The sequence below is a fragment of the Streptomyces sp. NPDC126499 genome (assembly GCF_040302485.1).
Taxonomy (GTDB): Bacteria; Actinomycetota; Actinomycetes; order Streptomycetales; family Streptomycetaceae; genus Streptomyces.
In genome coordinates, this window is sequence record NZ_JBEOUO010000001.1 from 121,992 (window position 1) to 142,583 (window position 20,592).

General features: G+C 71.2%; 20 protein-coding genes. 7 read left to right on the forward strand and 13 right to left on the reverse strand.

What is annotated here, in order from left to right; genetic code table 11:
• Positions 1-17: 17 nt before the first annotated feature.
• The 7 genes from ABTZ91_RS00670 to ABTZ91_RS00700 form a co-directional block, all read right to left on the reverse strand.
• The gene (locus ABTZ91_RS00670; RefSeq protein ID WP_352074904.1) at positions 18-2,498 is read right to left on the reverse strand and encodes an NADH-quinone oxidoreductase subunit G; all 2,481 of its coding nucleotides are present in this window, start codon (positions 2,496-2,498) and stop codon (positions 18-20) included.
• Complete coding sequence (gene nuoF / locus ABTZ91_RS00675) at positions 2,495-3,844, reverse strand: NADH-quinone oxidoreductase subunit NuoF (protein ID WP_352074905.1); 1,350 nt, start codon at positions 3,842-3,844, stop codon at positions 2,495-2,497. The genes ABTZ91_RS00670 and nuoF overlap by 4 nt, the downstream gene beginning before the upstream one ends.
• Positions 3,844-4,581: an NADH-quinone oxidoreductase subunit NuoE gene (gene nuoE, locus ABTZ91_RS00680; RefSeq protein ID WP_352074906.1), complete on the reverse strand. Its 738-nt coding sequence runs from the start codon at positions 4,579-4,581 to the stop codon at positions 3,844-3,846. Before nuoE ends, nuoF begins: the two co-directional genes overlap by 1 nt.
• Positions 4,578-5,900 carry an NADH-quinone oxidoreductase subunit D gene (locus ABTZ91_RS00685; protein WP_352074907.1) on the reverse strand — a complete coding sequence of 441 codons (1,323 nt, stop codon included), beginning with the start codon at positions 5,898-5,900 and terminating at the stop codon, positions 4,578-4,580. The genes nuoE and ABTZ91_RS00685 overlap by 4 nt, the downstream gene beginning before the upstream one ends.
• Positions 5,897-6,628 carry an NADH-quinone oxidoreductase subunit C gene (locus tag ABTZ91_RS00690; protein ID WP_352074908.1) on the reverse strand — a complete coding sequence of 244 codons (732 nt, stop codon included), beginning with the start codon at positions 6,626-6,628 and terminating at the stop codon, positions 5,897-5,899. Before ABTZ91_RS00690 ends, ABTZ91_RS00685 begins: the two co-directional genes overlap by 4 nt.
• 88 nt (positions 6,629-6,716) lie before the next feature.
• Complete coding sequence (locus tag ABTZ91_RS00695; RefSeq protein ID WP_265863904.1) at positions 6,717-7,271, reverse strand: NADH-quinone oxidoreductase subunit B family protein; 555 nt, start codon at positions 7,269-7,271, stop codon at positions 6,717-6,719.
• A gap of 18 nt (positions 7,272-7,289) precedes the next feature.
• Positions 7,290-7,649: an NADH-quinone oxidoreductase subunit A gene (locus ABTZ91_RS00700; RefSeq protein WP_003956195.1), complete on the reverse strand. Its 360-nt coding sequence runs from the start codon at positions 7,647-7,649 to the stop codon at positions 7,290-7,292.
• A 690-nt stretch (positions 7,650-8,339) separates the two neighbouring features.
• Here ABTZ91_RS00700 and ABTZ91_RS00705 point away from each other — a divergent pair.
• Positions 8,340-9,167 carry a C40 family peptidase gene (locus ABTZ91_RS00705; protein WP_352074909.1) on the forward strand — a complete coding sequence of 276 codons (828 nt, stop codon included), beginning with the start codon at positions 8,340-8,342 and terminating at the stop codon, positions 9,165-9,167.
• Between the two features lie 75 nt (positions 9,168-9,242).
• Here ABTZ91_RS00705 and ABTZ91_RS00710 read toward each other — a convergent pair whose 3' ends face one another.
• Positions 9,243-10,118 (reverse strand): NAD(P)-binding domain-containing protein, encoded by an 876-nt coding sequence (locus tag ABTZ91_RS00710; protein WP_352074910.1) that lies wholly within the window; start codon positions 10,116-10,118, stop codon positions 9,243-9,245.
• Positions 10,119-10,203: 85 nt separating this feature from the next.
• On the opposite strand from ABTZ91_RS00710, the gene ABTZ91_RS00715 reads away from it, so the two are divergent.
• Positions 10,204-11,181 (forward strand): helix-turn-helix domain-containing protein, encoded by a 978-nt coding sequence (locus tag ABTZ91_RS00715; RefSeq protein ID WP_352074911.1) that lies wholly within the window; start codon positions 10,204-10,206, stop codon positions 11,179-11,181.
• On the opposite strand, the gene ABTZ91_RS00720 is transcribed toward ABTZ91_RS00715, so the two are convergent.
• Positions 11,147-12,433: a geranylgeranyl reductase family protein gene (locus ABTZ91_RS00720; protein ID WP_352074912.1), complete on the reverse strand. Its 1,287-nt coding sequence runs from the start codon at positions 12,431-12,433 to the stop codon at positions 11,147-11,149. The genes ABTZ91_RS00715 and ABTZ91_RS00720 overlap by 35 nt on opposite strands.
• Before the next feature lie 122 nt (positions 12,434-12,555).
• On the opposite strand from ABTZ91_RS00720, the gene ABTZ91_RS00725 reads away from it, so the two are divergent.
• Together ABTZ91_RS00725 and ABTZ91_RS00730 are read left to right on the forward strand one after the other, a co-directional pair.
• Entirely contained in the window at positions 12,556-13,305 is a 750-nt protein-coding gene (locus ABTZ91_RS00725) for a peptidase inhibitor family I36 protein (RefSeq protein ID WP_352074913.1), read from the forward strand.
• Positions 13,302-14,681, forward strand: coding sequence for a phosphodiester glycosidase family protein (locus tag ABTZ91_RS00730; RefSeq protein ID WP_352074914.1), 1,380 nt, complete (start codon positions 13,302-13,304; stop codon positions 14,679-14,681). Before ABTZ91_RS00725 ends, ABTZ91_RS00730 begins: the two co-directional genes overlap by 4 nt.
• 15 nt (positions 14,682-14,696) lie before the next feature.
• On the opposite strand, the gene ABTZ91_RS00735 is transcribed toward ABTZ91_RS00730, so the two are convergent.
• From ABTZ91_RS00735 to mqnC, 3 genes are all read right to left on the reverse strand, one after another.
• Positions 14,697-15,392: a demethylmenaquinone methyltransferase gene (locus ABTZ91_RS00735; RefSeq protein ID WP_352074915.1), complete on the reverse strand. Its 696-nt coding sequence runs from the start codon at positions 15,390-15,392 to the stop codon at positions 14,697-14,699.
• An 86-nt stretch (positions 15,393-15,478) separates the two neighbouring features.
• On the reverse strand, positions 15,479-16,078 hold the full coding sequence (locus ABTZ91_RS00740) for an imidazolonepropionase-like domain-containing protein (RefSeq protein WP_352074916.1): 600 nt from the start codon (positions 16,076-16,078) through the stop codon (positions 15,479-15,481).
• 7 nt (positions 16,079-16,085) lie between these two features.
• Positions 16,086-17,300 carry a cyclic dehypoxanthinyl futalosine synthase gene (mqnC, locus tag ABTZ91_RS00745; protein ID WP_352074917.1) on the reverse strand — a complete coding sequence of 405 codons (1,215 nt, stop codon included), beginning with the start codon at positions 17,298-17,300 and terminating at the stop codon, positions 16,086-16,088.
• Between the two features lie 228 nt (positions 17,301-17,528).
• Here mqnC and ABTZ91_RS00750 point away from each other — a divergent pair, with 228 nt between their 5' ends.
• A complete protein-coding gene (locus ABTZ91_RS00750) occupies positions 17,529-18,581 on the forward strand; it encodes an alpha/beta hydrolase-fold protein (RefSeq protein WP_352074918.1) in 1,053 nt (350 codons plus the stop codon).
• Positions 18,582-18,689: 108 nt separating this feature from the next.
• On the opposite strand, the gene ABTZ91_RS00755 is transcribed toward ABTZ91_RS00750, so the two are convergent.
• Positions 18,690-19,565 (reverse strand): menaquinone biosynthesis protein, encoded by an 876-nt coding sequence (locus tag ABTZ91_RS00755; protein ID WP_352074919.1) that lies wholly within the window; start codon positions 19,563-19,565, stop codon positions 18,690-18,692.
• A 259-nt stretch (positions 19,566-19,824) separates the two neighbouring features.
• On the opposite strand from ABTZ91_RS00755, the gene ABTZ91_RS00760 reads away from it, so the two are divergent.
• On the forward strand, positions 19,825-20,028 hold the full coding sequence (locus tag ABTZ91_RS00760; RefSeq protein WP_345486399.1) for a cold-shock protein: 204 nt from the start codon (positions 19,825-19,827) through the stop codon (positions 20,026-20,028).
• Between the two features lie 139 nt (positions 20,029-20,167).
• Positions 20,168-20,578, forward strand: coding sequence for a DUF1992 domain-containing protein (locus ABTZ91_RS00765; RefSeq protein ID WP_352074920.1), 411 nt, complete (start codon positions 20,168-20,170; stop codon positions 20,576-20,578).
• The last annotated feature ends 14 nt before the right edge of the window (positions 20,579-20,592 follow it).

Sequence of the window (20,592 nt, forward strand, 5' to 3'; positions counted from 1 at the left end):
CGCGGCGAGCAGCGTGTTCACGCCTGCACCTCCTTCGAGGTCGCCGGGCCGATGCGGACCAGGTCGCCGGGGCGGGCGCCGGTGTCGGCGAGGACGCCGTGGCCCGTGGAGTTCAGCGGGAGCCAGACCACCCGGTCGGGCATCTCGGTGACGGCGAGCGGGAGTTCGGTGCTGCCGGCCGGGCCGGTGACGGCGAGGACGTCGCCGTCCTTGACGCCGGTGGCGGCGGCGGTGGCGGGCGACAGGCGGGCCACGGCGGCGTGCCGGGTGCCGGCCAGGGCCTCGTCGCCCTCCTGGAGGCGGCCCAGGTCGAGCAGCAGCCGGTGGCCGGCGAGGACCGCCTCGCCCTCGGCCGGGCGGGCCGCGGCCTGGGCGGGCTCGGTCGGCTCGGAGGCCCGCTCGCCGGTCCAGCCGCCGAGCCGGTCCAGCTCGCGCCGCACCGACCGCAGGTCGGGCAGCGCCAGGTGGGCGTCCAGGGCGTCGGCCAGCATGTGCAGGACCCGGGCGTCGGTCGGGGCGAGCGGCCGGGTCATCTGCTCCGGCTTGAGCGCGGCCTCGAACATCCGCGCCCTGCCCTCCCAGTTGAGGAAGGTGCCGGGCTTCTCGGCGACCGCGGCGACCGGCAGGACCACGTCGGCCCGCTCGGTGACCGCGCCGGGGCGCAGCTCCAGGGAGACGACGAAGGCCCGGTCGAGTGCCTCACGCGCGCGTGCCGGGTCCGGCAGGTCGTCGACGTCGACGCCGCCGACGAGCAGCGCGGCGAGCTCGCCGATCGCGGCAGCCTCGACGATCTGGCCGGTGTCGCGGCCGTAGCCGTGCGGGAGTTCCCGCACGCCCCAGACGGCGGCGACCTCCTCGCGGGCGCGCGGGTCGGTCGCGGGCCGCCCGCCGGGCAGCAGCGCCGGAATGGCGCCCGCCTCGACGGCGCCGCGCTCACCGGCCCTGCGCGGGATCCACACCAGCTTCGCGCCGGTGGCGGTCGCGGCCCGCACGGCGGCGGACAGCGCGCCCGGCACCCCGGCGAGCCGCTCGCCGACGACGATGACCGCGCCTTCCTGGCGCAGCGCCTCGGCGGCGGCCAGCCCGTCCTCGGAGAGGCCGACGCGGGAGGTGAGGGCGTCCAGCCACTCGCTCTCGGTGCCGGGCGCGGCGGCGAGCAGGGTGCCGCCCGCCTTCTCCAGGCCGCGGGTGGCGTAGGCGGCGACCGCGTACGTCTTCTGGCCCTTCTTCCGCCAGGCCTTGCGCAGCCGCAGGAAGACGCCGGGGGCCTCCTCCTCGGACTCCAGGCCGACGAGGAGCACGGCGGGCGCCGCCTCCAGGGAGGTGTACGTGACGCCGCTGCCGTCCAGGTCGCGGCCGCGTCCTGCGACGACGGAGGCGAGGAAGTCGGCCTCCTCGCCGGAGTGGACGCGGGCCCGGAAGTCGACGTCGTTGGTGTCGAGGGCGACCCGGGCGAACTTGGCGTACGCGTAGGAGTCCTCGACGGTCAGCCGGCCGCCGGCCAGGACACCGGTGCGCCCGCGCACCAGGCCGCGGGCCGCTGCTTCGAGCGCCTCGGGCCAGGAGGCGGGTTCGAGGACGCCGAGCTCGTTGCGGACCAGCGGGGTGGTGAGCCGGTCGCGCTGTTGCGCGTACCGGAACGCGAACCGCCCCTTGTCGCAGATCCACTCCTCGTTGACCTCGGGGTCCTCGGCGGCGAGCCGCCGCATGACCTTGCCGCGCCGGTGGTCGGTGCGGGTGGCGCAGCCGCCCGCGCAGTGCTCGCAGACGCTCGGCGAGGACACCAGGTCGAAGGGGCGGGAGCGGAAGCGGTAGGCGGCTGAGGTGAGCGCGCCGACCGGGCAGATCTGGATGGTGTTGCCGGAGAAGTACGACTCGAAGGGGTCGCCCTCGCCGGTGCCGACCTGCTGGAGCGCGCCGCGCTCGATCAGTTCGATCATCGGGTCGCCGGCGACCTGGTTGGAGAACCGGGTGCAGCGCGCGCACAGCACGCAGCGCTCGCGGTCGAGCAGCACCTGCGGGGAGATCGCGACCGGCTTCTCGTACGTCCGCTTCTTCCCCTCGAAGCGGGACTCGGCCTGCCCGTGGGACATCGCCTGGTTCTGCAGCGGGCACTCGCCGCCCTTGTCGCAGACCGGGCAGTCCAGCGGGTGGTTGATGAGCAGCAGCTCCATCACGCCGTGCTGGGCCTTCTCGGCGACGGGGCTGGTCAGCTGCGACTTGACCACCATGCCGTCGGTGCAGGTGATGGTGCACGACGCCATCGGCTTGCGCTGGCCCTCGACCTCGACGATGCACTGGCGGCAGGCGCCGGCGGGGTCGAGGAGCGGGTGGTCGCAGAAGCGGGGGATCTCGATGCCGAGCTGTTCGGCGGCCCGGATCACCAGGGTCCCCTTGGGGACGGAGACCTCGATGCCGTCGATGGTCAGCGTGACGAGGTCCTCCGGCGGAACCGCCGGGCTGCCGCCGCCGGACGGGGTCGACGTGGTGACGGTCATGCGTTCACCTCCCGGTGCTTGTCCGCCCAGGCCGTCGACTTGGCGGGGTCGAAGGGGCAGCCCTTGCCCGTGATGTGCTGCTCGTACTCGTCGCGGAAGTACTTCAGCGAGGAGAAGATCGGCGAGGCGGCGCCGTCGCCGAGGGCGCAGAAGGACTTGCCGTTGATGTTGTCGGCGATGTCGTTCAGCTTGTCGAGGTCGCTCATGACGCCCTTGCCGGCCTCGATGTCGCGGAGCAGCTGGACGAGCCAGTAGGTGCCCTCGCGGCAGGGCGTGCACTTGCCGCAGGACTCGTGGGCGTAGAACTCGGTCCAGCGGGTGACGGCGCGCACGACGCAGGTGGTCTCGTCGAAGCACTGGAGCGCCTTGGTGCCGAGCATGGACCCGGCGGCGCCGACGCCCTCGTAGTCGAGCGGGACGTCGAGGTGTTCGTCGGTGAACATCGGGGTGGAGGAGCCGCCGGGGGTCCAGAACTTGAGCCGGTGGCCGGGCCGCATCCCGCCGCTCATGTCGAGGAGCTGGCGCAGGGTGATGCCGAGCGGGGCCTCGTACTGGCCGGGCGAGGCGACGTGGCCGCTGAGCGAGTAGAGCGTGAAGCCGGGGGACTTCTCGCTGCCCATCGACTTGAACCAGTCCTTGCCGCGGTTGAGGATCGCGGGAACCGAGGCGATGGACTCGACGTTGTTCACGACGGTGGGGCAGGCGTACAGACCGGCGACCGCGGGGAAGGGGGGACGCAGCCGGGGCTGGCCGCGCCGTCCTTCGAGCGAGTCGAGCAGGGCGGTCTCCTCGCCGCAGATGTACGCGCCGGCGCCGGCGTGCACGGTGAGTTCGACGTCGAGCCCGCTGCCGAGGATGTCGCGGCCGAGGTATCCGGCGTCGTAGGCCTCCTTCACCGCGTGGTGCAGGCGGCGCAGGACGGGGACGACCTCGCCGCGCAGATAGATGAAGGCGTGGCTGGAGCGGATCGCGTAGCAGGCGATCACGATGCCCTCGATGAGCGAGTGCGGGTTGGCGAAGAGGAGGGGGATGTCCTTGCAGGTGCCGGGCTCGGACTCGTCGGCGTTGACGACGAGGTAGTGCGGCTTGCCGTCGCCCTGCGGGATGAACTGCCACTTCATTCCGGTGGGGAAGCCGGCGCCGCCGCGGCCGCGCAGACCGGAGTCCTTGACGTACGCGATGAGCTCGTCGGGCGACATCGCGAGGGCCTTGCGCAGGCCCTCGTAGCCCTCGTGGCGCCGGTAGGTCTCCAGGGTCCAGGAGTCCGGCTGGTCCCAGAACGCCGACAGTACGGGTGCGAGCAGCTTCTCGGGGCTGCTGTTGTTGATCTCGGCTGCCAAGGTCATCACTCCCCCTCCCCACTGGCCGATTCGCCGCGCGGGTGGACGATCTTGTGGTGCGGGGTCTCGCCCTTGGCCAGCCGCAGCCCGACGAGCGAGGCCGGGCCGGCCCCTCCGGTGGCCTCGACGGCCCCCTCGCGCTCGTCGGGGAAGCCCGCCAGGATGCGGGCGGTCTCCTTGAAGGTGCACAGCGGCGCGCCGCGGGTGGGTGCGACGGGGCGGCCGGCCCGCAGGTCGTCGACGATCCGCTTGGCGGACTCGGGCGTCTGGTTGTCGAAGAACTCCCAGTTGACCATCACGACGGGTGCGAAGTCGCAGGCCGCGTTGCACTCGATGTGTTCGAGGGTGATCTTGCCGTCCTCGGTGGTGCCCTCGTTGGCGACGCCGAGGTGTTCCTTGAGCTCCTCGAAGATGGCGTCGCCGCCCATGACCGCGCACAGCGTGTTGGTGCAGACGCCGACCTGGTAGTCGCCGGAGGGCCGGCGGCGGTACATGGTGTAGAAGGTGGCGACGGCGGTCACCTCGGCGGTGGTCAGGCCGAGCATGTCGGCGCAGAACTGCATGCCGGTGCGGGTGACGTGCCCTTCCTCCGACTGCACGAGGTGCAGCATCGGCAGGAGCGCGGAGCGGGACCCCGGGTAGCGGTCGATGATCGCGCGGGCGTCCTGTTCGAGGCGGGCGCGGACCTCGGCCGGGTAGTCGGGGGCCGGCAGCTGCGGCATCCCCAGCTGGATGTCGGTCATCGGTCGACACCTCCCATCACGGGGTCGATGGAGGCGACGGCGACGATGACGTCGGCGACCTGGCCGCCCTCGCACATCGCCGCCATGGCCTGGAGGTTGGTGAAGGACGGGTCGCGGAAGTGGACCCGGTAGGGGCGGGTGCCGCCGTCGGAGACGACGTGGACGCCGAGCTCGCCCTTGGGGGACTCGACGGCCGCGTAGGCCTGTCCGGCGGGGACCCGGAAGCCCTCCGTGACCAGCTTGAAGTGGTGGATCAGGGCCTCCATGGAGGTGCCCATGATCTTCTTGATGTGGTCGAGGGAGTTGCCGAGGCCGTCGGGGCCGAGGGCGAGCTGGGCGGGCCAGGCGATCTTCTTGTCGCCGACCATGACCGGTCCGGGCTCCAGGCGGTCGAGGCACTGCTCGACGATCCGCAGCGACTGGCGCATCTCCTCCAGGCGGACGAGGAAGCGGCCGTAGGCGTCGCAGCTGTCGGCGGTGGGGACCTCGAAGTCGTAGGTCTCGTAGCCGCAGTACGGGTCGGTCTTGCGCAGGTCGTGCGGGAGGCCGGCGGAGCGCAGGATGGGGCCGGTGGCGCCGAGCGCCATGCAGCCGGTGAGGTCGAGGTAGCCGACGTCCTGCATGCGGGCCTTGAAGATGGGGTTGCCGGTGGCGAGCTTGTCGTACTCCGGCAGGTTCTTCTTCATGGTCTTCACGAACTCGCGCACGGCGTCGACGGCGCCGGGCGGGAGGTCCTGGGCGAGGCCGCCGGGGCGGATGAAGGCGTGGTTCATGCGCAGGCCGGTGATCAGCTCGTACAGGTCCAGGATCATCTCGCGGTCCCGGAAGCCGTAGATCATGATCGTGGTGGCACCGAGCTCCATGCCGCCGGTGGCGATGCAGACCAGGTGCGAGGAGAGCCGGTTGAGCTCCATCAGGAGCACCCGGATGACGCTCGCCCGGTCCGGGACCTGGTCGGTGATGCCGAGCAGCTTCTCCACGCCGAGGCAGTACGCCGTCTCGTTGTAGAACGAGGTGAGGTAGTCCATGCGCGTGACGAAGGTGGTGCCCTGCGTCCAGGTCCGGTATTCGAGGTTCTTCTCGATGCCGGTGTGGAGGTAGCCGATGCCGCAGCGGGCCTCGGTGACGGTCTCGCCGTCGATCTCCAGGATGAGCCGGAGCACGCCGTGGGTGGACGGGTGCTGGGGGCCCATGTTGACGACGATGCGCTCGTCGTCGGCCTTGGCGGCGGACTGGACGACCTCGTCCCAGTCGCCGCCGGTGACCGTGTAGACGGTGCCTTCGGTCGTCTCACGCGCGCTTGCAGAAGGGGTGGTCACGAGTACGACCTCCGCTGGTCCGGAGCCGGGATCTGGGCGCCCTTGTACTCGACGGCGATGCCGCCGAGGGGGTAGTCCTTGCGCTGCGGGTGGCCCTGCCAGTCGTCCGGCATCATGATCCGGGTGAGGGCGGGGTGGCCGTCGAAGACGAGGCCGAAGAAGTCGTAGGTCTCGCGCTCGTGCCAGTCGTTGGTCGGATAGACCGGGACGAGGGACGGGATGCGCGGGTCGGCGTCGGGGGCCGAGACCTCCAGGCGGATCACGCGACCGTGGGTGAGCGAGCGCAGGTGGTAGACGGCGTGCAGCTCGCGGCCCTTGTCGCCCGGGTAGTGGACGCCGGAGACGCCCGTACACAGCTCGAAGCGCAGGGCGGGGTCGTCGCGCAGGGTGCGGGCGACCCGGACGAGGTGCTCGCGCTCGACGTGGAAGGTGAGCTCGCCCCGGTCGACGACCGTCTTCTCGATCGCGTTCTCGGGGACGAGGCCCTGCTCCTCCAGGGCGCCCTCCAGCTCGTCGGCGACCTCGTCGAACCAGCCGCCGTAGGGGCGGGTGGCGGGCCCGGGGAGCCGGATGGAGCGGACCAGGCCGCCGTAGCCGGAGGTGTCGCCGCCGTCGTCGGCGCCGAACATGCCGCGCTGGACGCGGACCTCCTCACCGTGCTCGCCGCGCTGCCCCGGCAGGTTCTGCGCGCTGAGGTCCTTCTCGGGGTTCGGGGTCTCGTCGCTCATCGCGCACACCCCCTCGCTTCTCCGCCCGCGCGGCGCAGAGGCTCGCACATCGTCGTCGTCTGCGGCCCGGCGGCCGCGCGTACGTCGCTCACCTCAGCAGCCCCTTCATCTCGATCGTCGGCAGCGCCTTCAGCGCCGCCTCCTCCGCCTCGCGGGCCGCCTCCTTGGCGTTCACGCCGAGCTTGGAGCCCTGGATCTTCTGGTGGAGCTTGAGAATCGCGTCCATCAGCATCTCCGGGCGCGGCGGACAACCCGGCAGATAGATGTCGACCGGAACAATGTGATCAACGCCCTGCACAATCGCGTAATTGTTGAACATTCCGCCTGAAGAGGCGCAGACGCCCATCGAGATGACCCACTTGGGGTTCGGCATCTGGTCGTAGACCTGCCGCAGGACGGGCGCCATCTTCTGGCTGACGCGGCCGGCCACGATCATCAGGTCGGCCTGGCGCGGCGAGCCCCGGAAGACCTCCATGCCGAAGCGGGCCAGGTCGTAGCGGCCGGCTCCGGTGGTCATCATCTCGATGGCGCAGCAGGCGAGGCCGAAGGTCGCGGGGAAGACGGAGGCCTTCCGGACCCAGCCCGCGGCCTGTTCGACGGTCGTCAGCAGAAAACCGCTCGGCAGCTTCTCTTCGAGTCCCATGGGTGCTCCTAACGCCCCTCAGTCCCATTCCAGGCCGCCGCGCCGCCACACGTACGCGTAGGCGACGAAGACGGTGAGCACGAAGAGCAGCATCTCCACGAGCCCGAAAAGCCCCAGGGCGTCGAAGCTGACGGCCCAGGGGTAGAGGAAGACGATCTCGATGTCGAAGACGATGAAGAGCATCGCCGTCAGGTAGTACTTGATCGGAAAGCGACCGCCTCCGGCCGGCGTCGGCGTGGGCTCGATGCCGCACTCGTACGCCTCGAGTTTTGCCCTGTTGTACCGCTTTGGCCCGATGAGCGTGGCCATGACCACGGAGAAGATCGCAAACCCCGCTCCCAGGGCACCGAGCACGAGGATGGGCGCGTACGCATTCACGCTCCTCGCTCCTTCCAGTCGTCCTTGACCGTTGGACCGCACACCGGCTTCGCGTCGTCCTCATCCGGGTCACCGAAGATCGCCACATGTGAGGCAGTTCACAAGCCGACTGCCGCGTATCTTAAGCCCGCCCCTCTGTGATCTGCGACACGGGGTACGGCAAGGACTTTGTGATCTCCACCACCTGACGAACGATCATGAAGTCGGATGAGCGGTGATCTTGCCACGCGAAGCGCCCAGGTGATCACCAAATGTGACATCCGCATCGGAAATCGCTGGTCGGAGGGGGTGTTGCACTATCAAGAGATGGCGGCTACAGGCAAATTGGCAGTGGAACGCCCACGAGTGATATGGGAACCGGCCATCGCCCGGTCGGGGGTCGCGGCGTACGGCGGTGGACGTGTGCACGCGTTCACGAGCCGGGACGCGACCTCACTGTGACCTGCGCCACACGCACCGGGGGTCCGGAAGAACGGGGCTTGGCCATCCACGTGAAGAGGTGGTAAGCGACGGGCAATTCGGGCGTTTCATTGAAAACACATGATCAAGGCCCCATTGAGCCCTGACCGTTTTGCCCGTTACGGCGTCAATAAGGGCGCCAGCGAAGCGGATTCGAAGGTTCCGGACGTAACTGTGGCGCAACCCACGTTTCTTGAAGGGAACCGTGAAGCCCTGATAGCGGTTGTACTCATGTCCCAGACCGCTCACATACCCAGCCACCGGAAGCCCCGCCGCAGCGCCTCGAAGCTCGCGTTCCGGGCCGGAGTTGCCGGTGGCGTCTTCAGCACCATCGCGGTGGCCGGAGCCGCCGCCCCGGCGAACGCCGAGCCGGTGACCGAGACGACCCTCGAGATGCCCACCCTGGGCTCCCTCGACGCCGACCTCGCCAGCGCCGTCTCCGCCTCCGCCGAGGCGAGCCAGCAGGAGGCCCTGGACCAGAGCCTCGCGGCCCAGGAGAAGGCGGCCCTCGAGAAGGCCGCCAAGGACGCCAAGAAGGCCAAGGCCGAGGCCGACCGCAAGGCCGAGGCCGAGAAGGCGGAGAAGGCCCGCGCCGAGGCCCGCGAGCGCGCCTCCCGCACCTCGGAGCGCACCTCCCTCTCCGCCGCCTCCTCCTACAGCGCCTCGGACAGCGGCTCCGACAGCGGCAGCTCCCAGGTCGCCACCGGCTCCGCCGCCGCCATCGTGGCCTTCGCCCGGGCCCAGGTCGGCGACGCCTACGTCTCCGGCGGCACCGGCCCCAACTCCTGGGACTGCTCCGGCCTCGTCCAGGCCGCCTACCGCCAGGCCGGCATCGACCTGCCCCGCGTCTCCAGCTCGCAGTCGAGCATGGGCACCTCGGTCTCCCTGAGCAACCTCCAGCCGGGCGACATCCTGTACTGGGGCAGCCGCAGCGGCTCGTACCACGTCGCCATCTACGTCGGCGGCGGCAAGTACGTCGGCGCGCAGAACCCGTCGACCGGTGTCGTCGAGCGCTCCCTGGACTGGGACACGCCGTCGGGCGCCGTCCGGATCCTCTGATCCGTACCGAAACAAGGCGAAGGGCCGTCACTCCTCGGGGGAGCGACGGCCCTTCGGCTTTGTCCGGTTACCGTCCTACTTCTTGCGGAACGCCTCGATGATCCGGGCGTAGCTGTCGCCGCCGTGTCCGGCCGCCACCGCCTCCCGCATCAGCTCCAGGTGCAGCCGCGGCAGCCGGTCGTCCACCCCCCGCGCCTCGCCGGCGTGCAGCAGGTGGCCGATCGCCGCGACCTGGACGTCGATCGTGGCGTCGTCCCCCGGGTACGCGCCGGCGTCGATCTGCCCCGCGTACCCGGACATGAACCAGGCGACCGTCCGCAGCCAGCGGACGGCGACCTCGGTGAACTCCTTCGCCGGGACGCCGTCGGCACCGGTGAGCGCCGTCGCGTGCAGCCAGCCGCCGAAGACCGACCACATCAGGCCGAGCAGTCCGGCGTCGTACAGCGAGGCGAGGCCCGCGTCCGTGCCGAGGTCGACCGGGTCGCCGAGGACGGCGAGGGTCTCGCGATGCGCGGCCAGCAGCTCGGGCGAGCCCGCGTACAGGATCATGTTGGCGCTGTCGCCGATGCCGGGCGGCGTGGTCATGACGCCGCCGTCGAGATATCCGATGCCGTGGGCCGCCGCCCAGGCGGCCTGCTCGCGGGCCTGCTCGGGCGAGCCCGAGGTGAGGTTCACCAGGACCCGGCCGCGCAGGGCGTCCGCGACGGGGACGAGGAGTTCGCGGACGGCCGCGTCGTCGAGGACGCAGACCACGACGAGCTCGCTCGCCGCGACCGCCTCGGCGACGCTCGCGGCGCTCCGGGCGCCCCGGGCGACCAGGGGACCGGCCTTGTCCGGGGTGCGGTTGTAGACGGTGGTGGGGTGGCCCGCGGTGAGGAAGGCGTCGGCGAGGGCGGTGCCCATCCGGCCGAGCCCGATGACGGTGACGTGCTGCTTCGTGCTGTCGCTCATGCACCCCACGCTCCCAGCGGCGGACGGCCGCCGACAGCGGCGGAACCGCCCGCGTGCGCACGGATCCTGCCATAGGCTCGTGACCATGAGCGCAGGAGTGGTGGCCGTCGCCCTCGTCCCCGGCGAGACACCCGGGATCTCCCCCTGGGACCTGTACGAACTGTCCGTCGCCACCATGGTCTTCGGCATCCCGCACACCGACCTGGCCGACCCCTGGTACGCGCTGCGCGTCGTCGCCGGCCCCGGCCCCCAGAGCACCCACGGGCTCGACGGGCTCGCCGACGCGGACACGGTCATCGTGCCGTCGGTGCCGGACGGCGTCGTCAAGGGCCGCGAGAGCCTGCCCGGCGATCTCGTCGAGGCACTGCGGGCGGCGGCGGACGGCGGCGCTCGGATGGTGTCCATGTGCAGCGGCGCCTTCGCGCTCGCCGCCGCCGGACTGCTCGACGGCCGCAAGGCCACCCTCCACCGGGAGTACGCGCCCGAACTCGCCGCCCGCCACCCCCGGATCGACGTCGACGCCTCGGTCCTCTACACCGACGAGGACACCGTGCTCACCAGCGCGGGCGCCGCCGCCGGCCTGGACCTGTGCCTGCACCTCGTCCGCAAGGACCTCGGCGCCTTTGTCGCGGGCGCCCTCGCCCAGCGCCTGGTCGTCCCGGCGCCGAGGGAAGGCGACCGCCCCCAGTTCGTCGAGACGCCGCTGCCGCCCGGCGAGCGGGACCTGCTCGGCCCCGCGCTCCAGTGGGCCCTGGAGCACCTGCACGAGCCCCTGACCGTCGACGACCTGGCCCGGCGGGCCCGGATGAGCCCGCGGACCTTCCACCGCCGCGTCCGCGAGACCCACGGCACCACGCCGCTGCAGTGGCTGCTGCAACAGCGGGTCGCCCGCGCGCAGGCGCTCCTGGAGTCCACCGACCTGCCGGTGGAACGCATCGGCGAGCACAGCGGCCTGGGCACGGCGGCGAACCTGCGCCGCCACTTCACCCGCGCGCTCGGCCTCTCCCCGACCGCCTACCGGCGTTCGCTCACGCCTTCGGCGCCACCTTCGACAGACCGTTGATGATCCGGTCCATCGCGTCGCCGCCCGTCGGGTCGGTCAGGTTGGCGAGCATCTTCAGCGTGAACTTCATCAGCACCGGGTGGGACAGACCGCGCTGGGTCGCGATCTTCATGACCTTCGGGTTGCCGATCAGCTTCACGAAGGCGCGGCCCAGCGTGTAGTAGCCGCCGTAGGTGTCCTTGAGGATCCGCGGGTAGTTGCGCAGCGCCAGCTCGCGCTGGGCGGGGGTGGAGCGGGCGTGGGCCTGCACGATGACGTCGGCGGCGATCTGGCCGGACTCCATCGCGTAGGCGATGCCCTCGCCGTTGAACGGGTTGACCAGGCCGCCCGCGTCGCCGACGAGCAGCAGGCCCTTGGTGTAGTGCGGCTGGCGGTTGAAGGCCATCGGCAGGGCCGCGCCGCGGATCGGGGTCGTCATGTTCTCCGGCGTGAAGCCCCAGTCCTCCGGCATGGACGCGCACCACGCCTTCAGGACCTCGCGCCAGTCCAGCTCGCGGAAGGCGGAGGAGGAGTCGAGGATGCCGAGGCCCACGTTGGACGTGCCGTCGCCCATGCCGAAGATCCAGCCGTAGCCGGGCAGCAGACGGTCCTGCGGGCCGCGCCGGTCCCACAGCTCCAGCCAGGACTCCAGGTAGTCGTCCTGGTGGCGCGGGGTCGTGAAGTACGTGCGGACGGCGACGCCCATCGGCCGGTCCTCGCGCCGGTGCAGACCCATCGCGAGCGACAGCCGGGTGGAATTGCCGTCGGCGGCGACGACCAGCGGGGCGTGGAAGGTGACCTCGCGCTTCTCCTCGCCGAGCTTGGCGTGGACGCCTGTGATCCGGCCGGTGCGGTCGTCGACGATCGGGGCGCCGACGTTGCAGCGCTCGTAGAGCCGCGCCCCGGCCTTCTGCGCCTGACGGGCCAGCATCTCGTCGAAGTCGTCCCGCTTGCGGACCAGTCCGTAGTCCGGGTACGAGGCGAGGTCCGGCCAGTCGAGCTGGAGCCGCACCCCGCCGCCGATGATCCGCAGGCCCTTGTTGCGCAGCCAGCCGGCCTCCTCGGAGATGTCGATGCCCATCGCGACGAGCTGCTTGGTGGCGCGCGGGGTGAGCCCGTCGCCGCAGACCTTCTCGCGCGGGAACGCGGTCTTCTCCAGGAGCAGGACGTCGAGTCCCGCCTTGGCCAGGTAGTACGCGGTGGTCGAGCCGGCCGGGCCCGCCCCGACGACGATCACATCTGCGCTGTGCTCGGAGAGGGGCTGCTCGGTCACGGCGGTGTCTCCCGAAGACTAGGGCGGTAGAGGGTGGTACGGACGGTACGGACGTACCGGGGCAGTCTATGGGGGGCCGTGTCGGCCTGTCCGGAGGGCCACCCGTGGGTGAGGATCGCCGCATGACGATCATGCGAAGACACGGACGCCCCCTCCGGCGGCGGGGCGCGCTGATCACGGCGGTGCTCGCCCTGTTCTGCTCGGCGTTCCTCGTGCTGCCCGCCGGCGCCGACCCCGTCCCGTACGAGGACTGCCCGGCGAACACCCTGTGCCTGTACAGCGGCCCCGCCGGGAGCGGCGAGCGGCGGGACTTCACCGACCGGCAGAACGTGGAGAGCCACGACCCGGCCTGGGACGACCGGACGCTGTCCCTGAAGAACAACACGAGGCTGTGGGCGTGCGTCTACGTCGACGCCGGATACGGCGGCCTGCTCCAGACCGTCTCCCCGGGCAACGACGACGACTACGCCGGCGGCGACGCCCGCTGGGTCAACACCATCAGCTCCCACAAGCCGGTCCCCTCCCGGGCCCACTGCTTCACCGGCTACGAGCGCTGCCCCGACGACCGGATCTGCACCTTCGCCCAGGAGCGCGGCCGGGGCCCGATGACCGTGCACGTGCCCGCGACCGACCCGGTCACCGGGAACCTCGGCAACAGCTACTCCACCACCGCGGCCCGGTCGGTCCGGAACCGCACCGGCAAGCACGTCTGCTTCTATCCCGAGCCCACCTTCACCGGCACCTGGACCGACGGCGCGAAGGTGTACGGGGCGTACGTGGTCCTGCGCGGCGACAGCACGACCGTGCCGGCGCCGTTCACCGGCACCTTCCGCTCGCACGAGCTCGTCGACGGAACGGCGGAATGCCAGTGACCCGGACCCCCCGCCGTATGCTCGCGGCCCTCGCCGCCACCGTCGCCGCCCTGGGCCTCGCCGCCTCCGCCGGCGCGGCACCCGCCGCCGAGGAGCCGTCGAGCCCGCTGGCCCTCGGCTGGACGCAAGGGACCCCGGTGGTCCTCGCGCCCGGCGTCACCCACACCACCTGGACGGAGAAGGCGCCCGACAACCGGCTGCGGGCCCGCGTCCTCCAGGTCGTCGAGATCGACCCGAGCGCCGGCGCGGTGACCCTGGAGAGCGCCATCGGCACGAGCGACGCCGCCGCCGAGACCGTCCTCGAACAGCTGGCCGCCGTGACGCCCGTCGCCGCCCGCCGGCCCCACGCCGGGGTCAACGGCGGCCTGTTCCAGCGCGAGCCGCTGCCGTCCGGCGCCGCGGGGAACGCGGTGCACACGAGCGTCGCCGTCACCGACGGCGTCCTGCACGCCGCCAGTTGCTGGAACGGCGGGCGGGGCAGCAGCGGGGCGGTGATCCAGTACGGCATCCCGTACGTCACCAAGCTCGCCACCGAGCTGAGGCTCATCGCCTCGCCCACCGCGAGCGTGCGCGTCGACGACGTCAACCGGACGCCCGGCCGCATCCCGCAGTGCGCGCGGGACGCCGAGGACACCCGGGTGAGCGACACGCCCCGGGTCTACGCCGACCCCGACGAGATCGTGGTGTTCACCCCCGACTACGGCACGCCCACCCCCGCCCTCACCACGGGCCACGAGGTCGTCCTCGACGCGAAGGGCGTGGTCACCGCCGTCCACGAGAACCGGGGCGGCAGCACCGTCCCCGCCGGCGGCCGGATCCTCCAGGGCATCGGCACCGGGGCGGCGTGGCTGCGCGCCCACGTGCCGGTCGGCAGCAGGCCGGTCGTCGAGACGAGGCTCCACGACAAGACGCTGGGCCGGGAGATCCCGCTCGACGAGTCCGTCGACGTGGTCAGCTCCCCCCACCAGCTGCTGCGCGGCGGCGCGGTGCCGCCCTCGGGCGACCTGCCCAACTCCTGCACCCGTTCCGGCGTGGAGCCCGGCCGGCTCGACCCCCAGAGCACGATCTGCACCGACTCGCGCACCGCACTCGGCGTCGACCTCCAGGGCCACCCCCTGATGATCACGCTCACCGGCCAGGACAACGAGGACGGCGACTACCTGCGCGCCTTCGCCGCGCTCCTTGATTCCCGGGAGCTCGGCCTGGTCGACGTGCTCAACCTCGACGGCGGCGGCTCGACCACGCTGGTGACGGGCAGGAAGACCCGTACCCCGCCGACGGACACCGACAACGCCACCGGCGCCAAGGTGTACCGGAAGGTGGCCGACGCCGTGTACACCGGCGTCGGCGGCTACGGCATGTACGTCAGGCCGTAGGGGGCCGGTCAGGCCCTACTCGGCCTTGAACCCGCGGTGCAGCGCCACGATCCCGCCCGTGAGGTTCCGCCAGGCCACCTGCGACCAGCCGGCCTTCTGGAGCATCCCGGCGAGGGTCGGCTGGTCGGGCCAGGACTGGATGGACTCGGCGAGGTAGACGTACGCGTCGGGGTTGGAGGACACCGCGCGCGCGACCGGCGGCAGCGCCCGCATCAGGTACTCCTCGTACACCGTGCGGAACGGCGCCCAGGTGGCGTGCGAGAACTCGCAGATGACGATCCGGCCGCCGGGCTTCGTCACCCGGTGCAGCTCGCGCAGCGCCCGGTCGGTGTCCTGGATGTTGCGCAGCCCGAAGGAGATGGTGACGGCGTCGAAGACGTCGTCCTTGAAGGGCAGGTTCATGCCGTCGCCCGCGGTGAACGGCATCCACGGGTGCTTCCGCTTGCCGACCTGGAGCATGCCGAGGGAGAAGTCGCACGGCACGACATAGGCCCCGGCGCGGGCGAACGGCTGCGAGGAGGTCGCGGTGCCGGCGGCGAGGTCGAGGATCTTCTGCGCGGGCCGCGCGTCGACCGCCTTGGCGACCTCCTTGCGCCAGCGCCGGTCCTGGCCGAGGGACAGGACGTCGTTGGTGAGGTCGTAGTTCGCCGCCACGTCGTCGAACATGGAGGCGACTTCGTGCGGCTGCTTCTCCAGGGTGGCGCGGGTCACTGGCGTTCGCCTCACTCGTGTCGTACGTGTCGTGGTGCCGGATGACGTTACGCCCGCATTGTCGCAGGGCCGCCCCGCCGCCGCCGTCAGCGGGCCCGGTAGACCAGCCGGCCGCCGAGCACGGTGGCCACGCAGGTGCGCGCGCCCTGGCGGACCAGGGCCGCCGTGTCGGGGACGTCGAAGACCGCGAAGCGCGCCGGTGCGCCCGCCGTCAGGGGCGGGAGCAGCACCAGTGGCACCGGCGAGAGCGACGGCGGGCCGGGCAGGCCGTCGGGCCGCCGGCCGATCGCGAGGCCGGCGCGGCGCACCGCGTCCTGGGCGGCCCGGGTGCGGAGCTCGCCGGCGACGGCGACCGTCCCGTGGGCGAGGAGGCGCTGCACCCCGCGGCGCGCGCTGGCGCCGAGCCGGGCCGGGTCGGCGCGGAACAGGGCCCGGGCGCGCTCCCCCGTGACCGGCTCGGTGCCGTACGTGTCGGCCTCGCGCGGGTCCGGGTGGTAGGTCTGCTCCAGCAGTTCGGGACCGTACGGGTTGAGGAGCCCCGGCAGCAGGAGGCCGGGCCAGCGGCGCAGCCGGGCGCCCGGGTGGGCGGCCGCCAGTTCCTCGTACGGGCCGACGGCCGCGATCCGCGCGCCGTCGACGAGGACGGCGGTCTCCGGCGACGCGTCGGCGGCATGCAGGGTCGGCAACGTGGCCTCAGTTCGCGTTCAGCAGCTTCAGCTCGGGGTGGGCCGTGCCGCCCTCGATCGCGATCGACGAGATGTGCGAGGCGACGCGCTCGTCGACCGGGTCGTTCGCCGGGTCGTCGTGGACGACGAGGTGCTCGTACGTGGTGGAGCGCTGGGCCGGCACGCGGCCGGCCTTGCGGATCAGGTCGATGATCTCCAGCCGGTTCGAGCGGTGCTTGGCGCCCGCCGAGGAGACCACGTTCTCCTCCAGCATGATCGAACCCAGGTCGTCCGCGCCGTAGTGCAGCGACAGCTGGCCGACCTCCTTGCCGGTGGTGAGCCAGGAGCCCTGGATGTGGGCCACGTTGTCGAGGAAGAGCCGCGCGACGGCGATCATGCGCAGGTACTCGAAGAGGGTCGCCTGCGTGCGGCCCTTCAGGTGGTTGTTCTCCGGCTGGTACGTGTAGGGGATGAAGGCCCGGAAGCCGCCCGTCCGGTCCTGCACGTCACGGATCATCCGCAGGTGCTCGATGCGCTCGGCGTTGGTCTCGCCGGTGCCCATCAGCATCGTGGAGGTGGACTCCACCCCGAGGTTGTGGGCGATCTCCATGATCTCCAGCCAGCGCTCGCCGCTCTCCTTCAGCGGGGCGATGGCCTTGCGCGGCCGCGCCGGGAGCAGCTCGGCGCCCGCGCCGGCGAAGGAGTCGAGACCGGCCTCGTGGATGCGGGTGATGGCCTCCTCGACGGAGACGCCGGAGATGCGGGCCATGTGCTCGACCTCGGACGCGCCGAGGGAGTGGATGACCAGCTGCGGGAAGGCCTTCTTGATCGCGGCGAAGTGCTTCTCGTAGTACTCGACGCCGAAGTCCGGGTGGTGACCGCCCTGGAACATGATCTGGGTGCCGCCGAGCTCCACGGTCTCCGCGCAGCGGCGCAGGATGTCGTCGAGGTCGCGGGTCCAGCCGTTCTTGGTGTCCTTCGGCGGGGCGTAGAAGGCGCAGAACTTGCACGCCGTCACGCAGACGTTCGTGTAGTTGATGTTGCGCTCGATGATGTACGTGGCGATGTGCTCGGTCCCCGCGTACCGGCGGCGGCGCACGGCGTCCGCGGCGGCGCCCAGCGCGTGCAGCGGCGCCGAGCGGTACAGGTCGAGCGCCTCCTCGGGGGTGATCCGCCCACCCGCGGCGGCGCGGTCGAGAACGGCTGCGACATCAAGAGACGTGAGTTCGGCCTTCTCGGTCACCGGCTGTGTCCCTTTCGGAGGGGTGCGTACGCGTTCCGCGCGTAACGAGCGGACCGAGCCAGCCTACGCCAGGGCCTCCGCGCGGATTCGTCCCGGTCCCGAGCCAACCGATCGGGTCCCCGATCCCTCTCCTTCTCCGGAATCCGCCGTATCACCCGAAACGCACCGGCACCGCGCCGCACCTCTCACCAGCACCGCCTCTCACCAGCACCGCACCGGAGACCCTCCATGACACGTCGCCGCCGTCCGATCCGCGCCCTCGCGGCAGCCCTCGCCCTCGGCACCACGCTGGCCGTGGTGACCGGCTGCTCGGACGAGGGCGAGGCGATCTCCTTCGACACGCCGAAGAGCGACCGCCCCACGAACCACCGGGCCGTCCAGCAGCACAAGGAGAAGCCCGGCGCCCCGGTGCCCGAGACCGTCTTCCCCACCGGGCCGAAGGCGGAGTTCACCACGGCCAACACCGTCGAGGACGGCACGAAGATCGGTGTCACCGAGATCCGGGGGGAGAAGTCCGGCTTCACGGGCAAGGTGTGGGTGTGGGCCCCGAAACAGTATTTCGATCCGAAGTATGCGGACAGCGGCTTCCCCGTCCTCATAGCGCTGCCCGGAGGACTCGGCTATCCCACGAATTACTGGATGGGCACCGACCTGAAACTGCAGTCGAGCATCGCCCGGTGGTCGGAGGAGGGAAAGAGCCTTCCGTTCATCGTCGCGATGCCTGTTCTCAACCCGAACGACAAGGCGTACTACGACGGCAGTGATATCCCCGGCCAGCCGAGAATGGGCACCTGGCTGACCGAGGACGTGCCGGATTTCGTCCGGGCGAATTTCCGCACGTTCAAGTCGCGGGACGGCTGGGCCTTCATGGGGTCGTCGTCGGGCGGCTTCGTCGGGCTGAAGTCCGTCCTGCAGAAGCCGGACCGGTTCAAGGCGGTCATCGCCTCCGGACCGGACCTCGTGCCGGACTCGCCGCTGTGGAAGGGACACGAGAAGGAGCGGCAGGCGAACGATCCGGGGCGGCTCGCCAAGGCGCTGGGCGCCAAGCCGGACACCAAGGCGAACCAGGTCTACCTGGCGTTCCAGATGGGCACGAAGGAGACCTGGATGGCGCCGCGCCTGAACGCCTTCATCAGGACGTACACCAAGGGCCCGGTGAAGTCGCGGCTGCAGATCATCCCGGACGGCGGGCACAACGCCAAGAGCTATGTGCGGGGGATGGACATGGGTTCGATCGCCTGGATCAGCAAGCAGCTCCAGGCGCCCGTCCCCTCCTCCTGATACCCCGGCCTGCCCCCGGCCGTCCCGAACCTGCGGCCTCCCGAGGCCCCCGGCCCTCCTGAGGCCCCGGCCCTTCTGAGGCGCGCGCCCCCCCTGAGGCCCCGCGCCTCAGGAGGGGCGCCGGGCCTCGAGCAGCTCCACCCGTACGTCCGCGGGGAAACCGGTCGTCGGACCGGTCCTGCGGGCGAACTCGCGCACGCCGGCGAGCTGCTCGGGCCCGAAGCGGAAGTCGAGCGTGCGGAAGTACCGCTCCAGGAGCTCCGCGTCGAAGGCCTCCCAGCGCGCCGCCTGCTCGGCGACCTTGGCGACCTCCTCCAGGGACAGGTCGCGCGAGGCCAGGAAGGCCCGGTGCACGTCGTGGACGGTCTCCGGCTCGCGCGCCAGGAAGTCCTTGCGGGCCGCCCACACGGCGAAGACGAACGGGAGCCCCGTCCACTCCTTCCACATCAGCCCCAGGTCGTGGACCCGCAGCCCGAGCCGGGGCGCGTCGTGCAGCGAGGCCCGCAGTGCCGCGTCCCCGATCAGGACGGCCGCCTCGGCCTCCTGCATCATCAGACCGAGGTCGGGCGGGCACGTGTAGTAGTCGGGCGACACGCCGTACCGCTCGGCGAGCAGCAGCTGCGCCAGGCGCACGGAGGTGCGCGAGGTGGAGCCGAGCGCCACCCGTGCGCCGTCCAGGTCCTCCAGCGGCAGCTGGGAGACGATCACGCACGACATGACCGGCCCGTCGCAGCCGACGGCGATGTCGGGGAGGGCGACCAGCTCGTCGGCGTGCCGGAGGTATTCGACGAGGGTGATGGGACCGATGTCGAGATCGCCCCGGACGAGCCGCTCGCTGAGCTTCTCCGGGGTGTCCTTCGTGAGCTCGAGATCGAGGAGCGTTCCGGTGCGGGCCAGGCCCCAGTAGAGGGGGAGGCAGTTCAGGAACTGGATGTGTCCGACCCGGGGCCGGCTGCGCTGGTGGTCATCGGATGCATTGTCCACATCGCGAGGCTAGACCCGTCTCGAACGGTGGACATCGCCGGGGCACGTGTCAGCACGTACGTCCGGATCAAACATGCGGGTGACGTGATCTTTACCTCTACCGCTTCGCGCACTCTGCGTGCTACGCTCAACGCAAGTTGCAGTTTGGTTTCCCTTGCAGTACAGAGCCTGCGGAGCATGTGACCCGCAGGCTTTTGTAGTTTTCAGACTTGTTTGCAGGTTCTGGAGCAGGGCGACCCTTTGGCCCATAGGAGGGCTCATGGCTACCGGAACCGTGAAGTGGTTCAACGCTGAAAAGGGCTTCGGCTTCATTGCCCAGGAAGGCGGCGGCCCGGATGTCTTCGTCCACTACTCCGCGATCAACGCGTCTGGTTTCCGCTCCCTTGAGGAGAACCAGCAGGTGACCTTCGACGTCACCCAGGGCCCGAAGGGTCCGCAGGCGGAGAACGTCACCCCGGCCTAAGGCCACCGGGTCGACTTATCGCGATCTTCGAGAGCAGTACCCAAGGAGCCCCGCTCCGTGCACGTCAGCGCACGAGCGGGGCTCCTGCCGTTCCTGCCCGTTCCTGCCGTTCCGGCCGCCGGATTCGTAGTCTGGTCGTATGACCGAACGGAAACCGCCCGGAGTCAGTTTCGAGTCGTTCGTCGACAAGCAGATCCGCGAGGCGGCCGAGCGCGGCGAGTTCGCCGGCCTGTCCGGCTTCGGCAAGCCGCTCCCGGACGAGGCCGCGCCCTACGACGAGCTGTGGTGGGTCAAGCAGAAGCTGCACCGCGAGGGCGCCTCGGTGCTGCCGCCGTCCCTGGCCCTGCGCAAGGCCGCCGAGGACGCGGCGGAGGCGGCCCGCACGGCCGTCTCCGAGTCCCAGGTCCGCCGGATCCTCGGCGAGATCAACACCCGCATCGCCGAGGCCCTGGCCCGCCCCCCGGCAGGCCCGCCGCTGAACCTGACACTCTTCGACGTGGAGGCGGCGGTGGCGGAGTGGCGCGAGACGAGAAACCGCACCGGCTCTTGAACGCGTTCGGCTAG

Excerpts from the sequence above, each read along its gene's own strand:
- ABTZ91_RS00670 (WP_352074904.1), bottom strand. The coding sequence starts at position 2,498 with ATGACCGTCACCACGTCGACCCCGTCCGGCGGCGGCAGCCCGGCGGTT.
- nuoF (WP_352074905.1), bottom strand. The coding sequence starts at position 3,844 with ATGACCTTGGCAGCCGAGATCAACAACAGCAGCCCCGAGAAGCTGCTC.
- nuoE (WP_352074906.1), bottom strand. The coding sequence starts at position 4,581 with ATGACCGACATCCAGCTGGGGATGCCGCAGCTGCCGGCCCCCGACTAC.
- ABTZ91_RS00690 (WP_352074908.1), bottom strand. The coding sequence starts at position 6,628 with ATGAGCGACGAGACCCCGAACCCCGAGAAGGACCTCAGCGCGCAGAAC.
- ABTZ91_RS00695 (WP_265863904.1), bottom strand. The coding sequence starts at position 7,271 with ATGGGACTCGAAGAGAAGCTGCCGAGCGGTTTTCTGCTGACGACCGTC.
- ABTZ91_RS00705 (WP_352074909.1), top strand. The coding sequence starts at position 8,340 with ATGTCCCAGACCGCTCACATACCCAGCCACCGGAAGCCCCGCCGCAGC.
- ABTZ91_RS00710 (WP_352074910.1), bottom strand. The coding sequence starts at position 10,118 with ATGAGCGACAGCACGAAGCAGCACGTCACCGTCATCGGGCTCGGCCGG.
- ABTZ91_RS00715 (WP_352074911.1), top strand. The coding sequence starts at position 10,204 with ATGAGCGCAGGAGTGGTGGCCGTCGCCCTCGTCCCCGGCGAGACACCC.
- ABTZ91_RS00725 (WP_352074913.1), top strand. The coding sequence starts at position 12,556 with ATGACGATCATGCGAAGACACGGACGCCCCCTCCGGCGGCGGGGCGCG.
- ABTZ91_RS00750 (WP_352074918.1), top strand. The coding sequence starts at position 17,529 with ATGACACGTCGCCGCCGTCCGATCCGCGCCCTCGCGGCAGCCCTCGCC.
- ABTZ91_RS00760 (WP_345486399.1), top strand. The coding sequence starts at position 19,825 with ATGGCTACCGGAACCGTGAAGTGGTTCAACGCTGAAAAGGGCTTCGGC.
- ABTZ91_RS00765 (WP_352074920.1), top strand. The coding sequence starts at position 20,168 with ATGACCGAACGGAAACCGCCCGGAGTCAGTTTCGAGTCGTTCGTCGAC.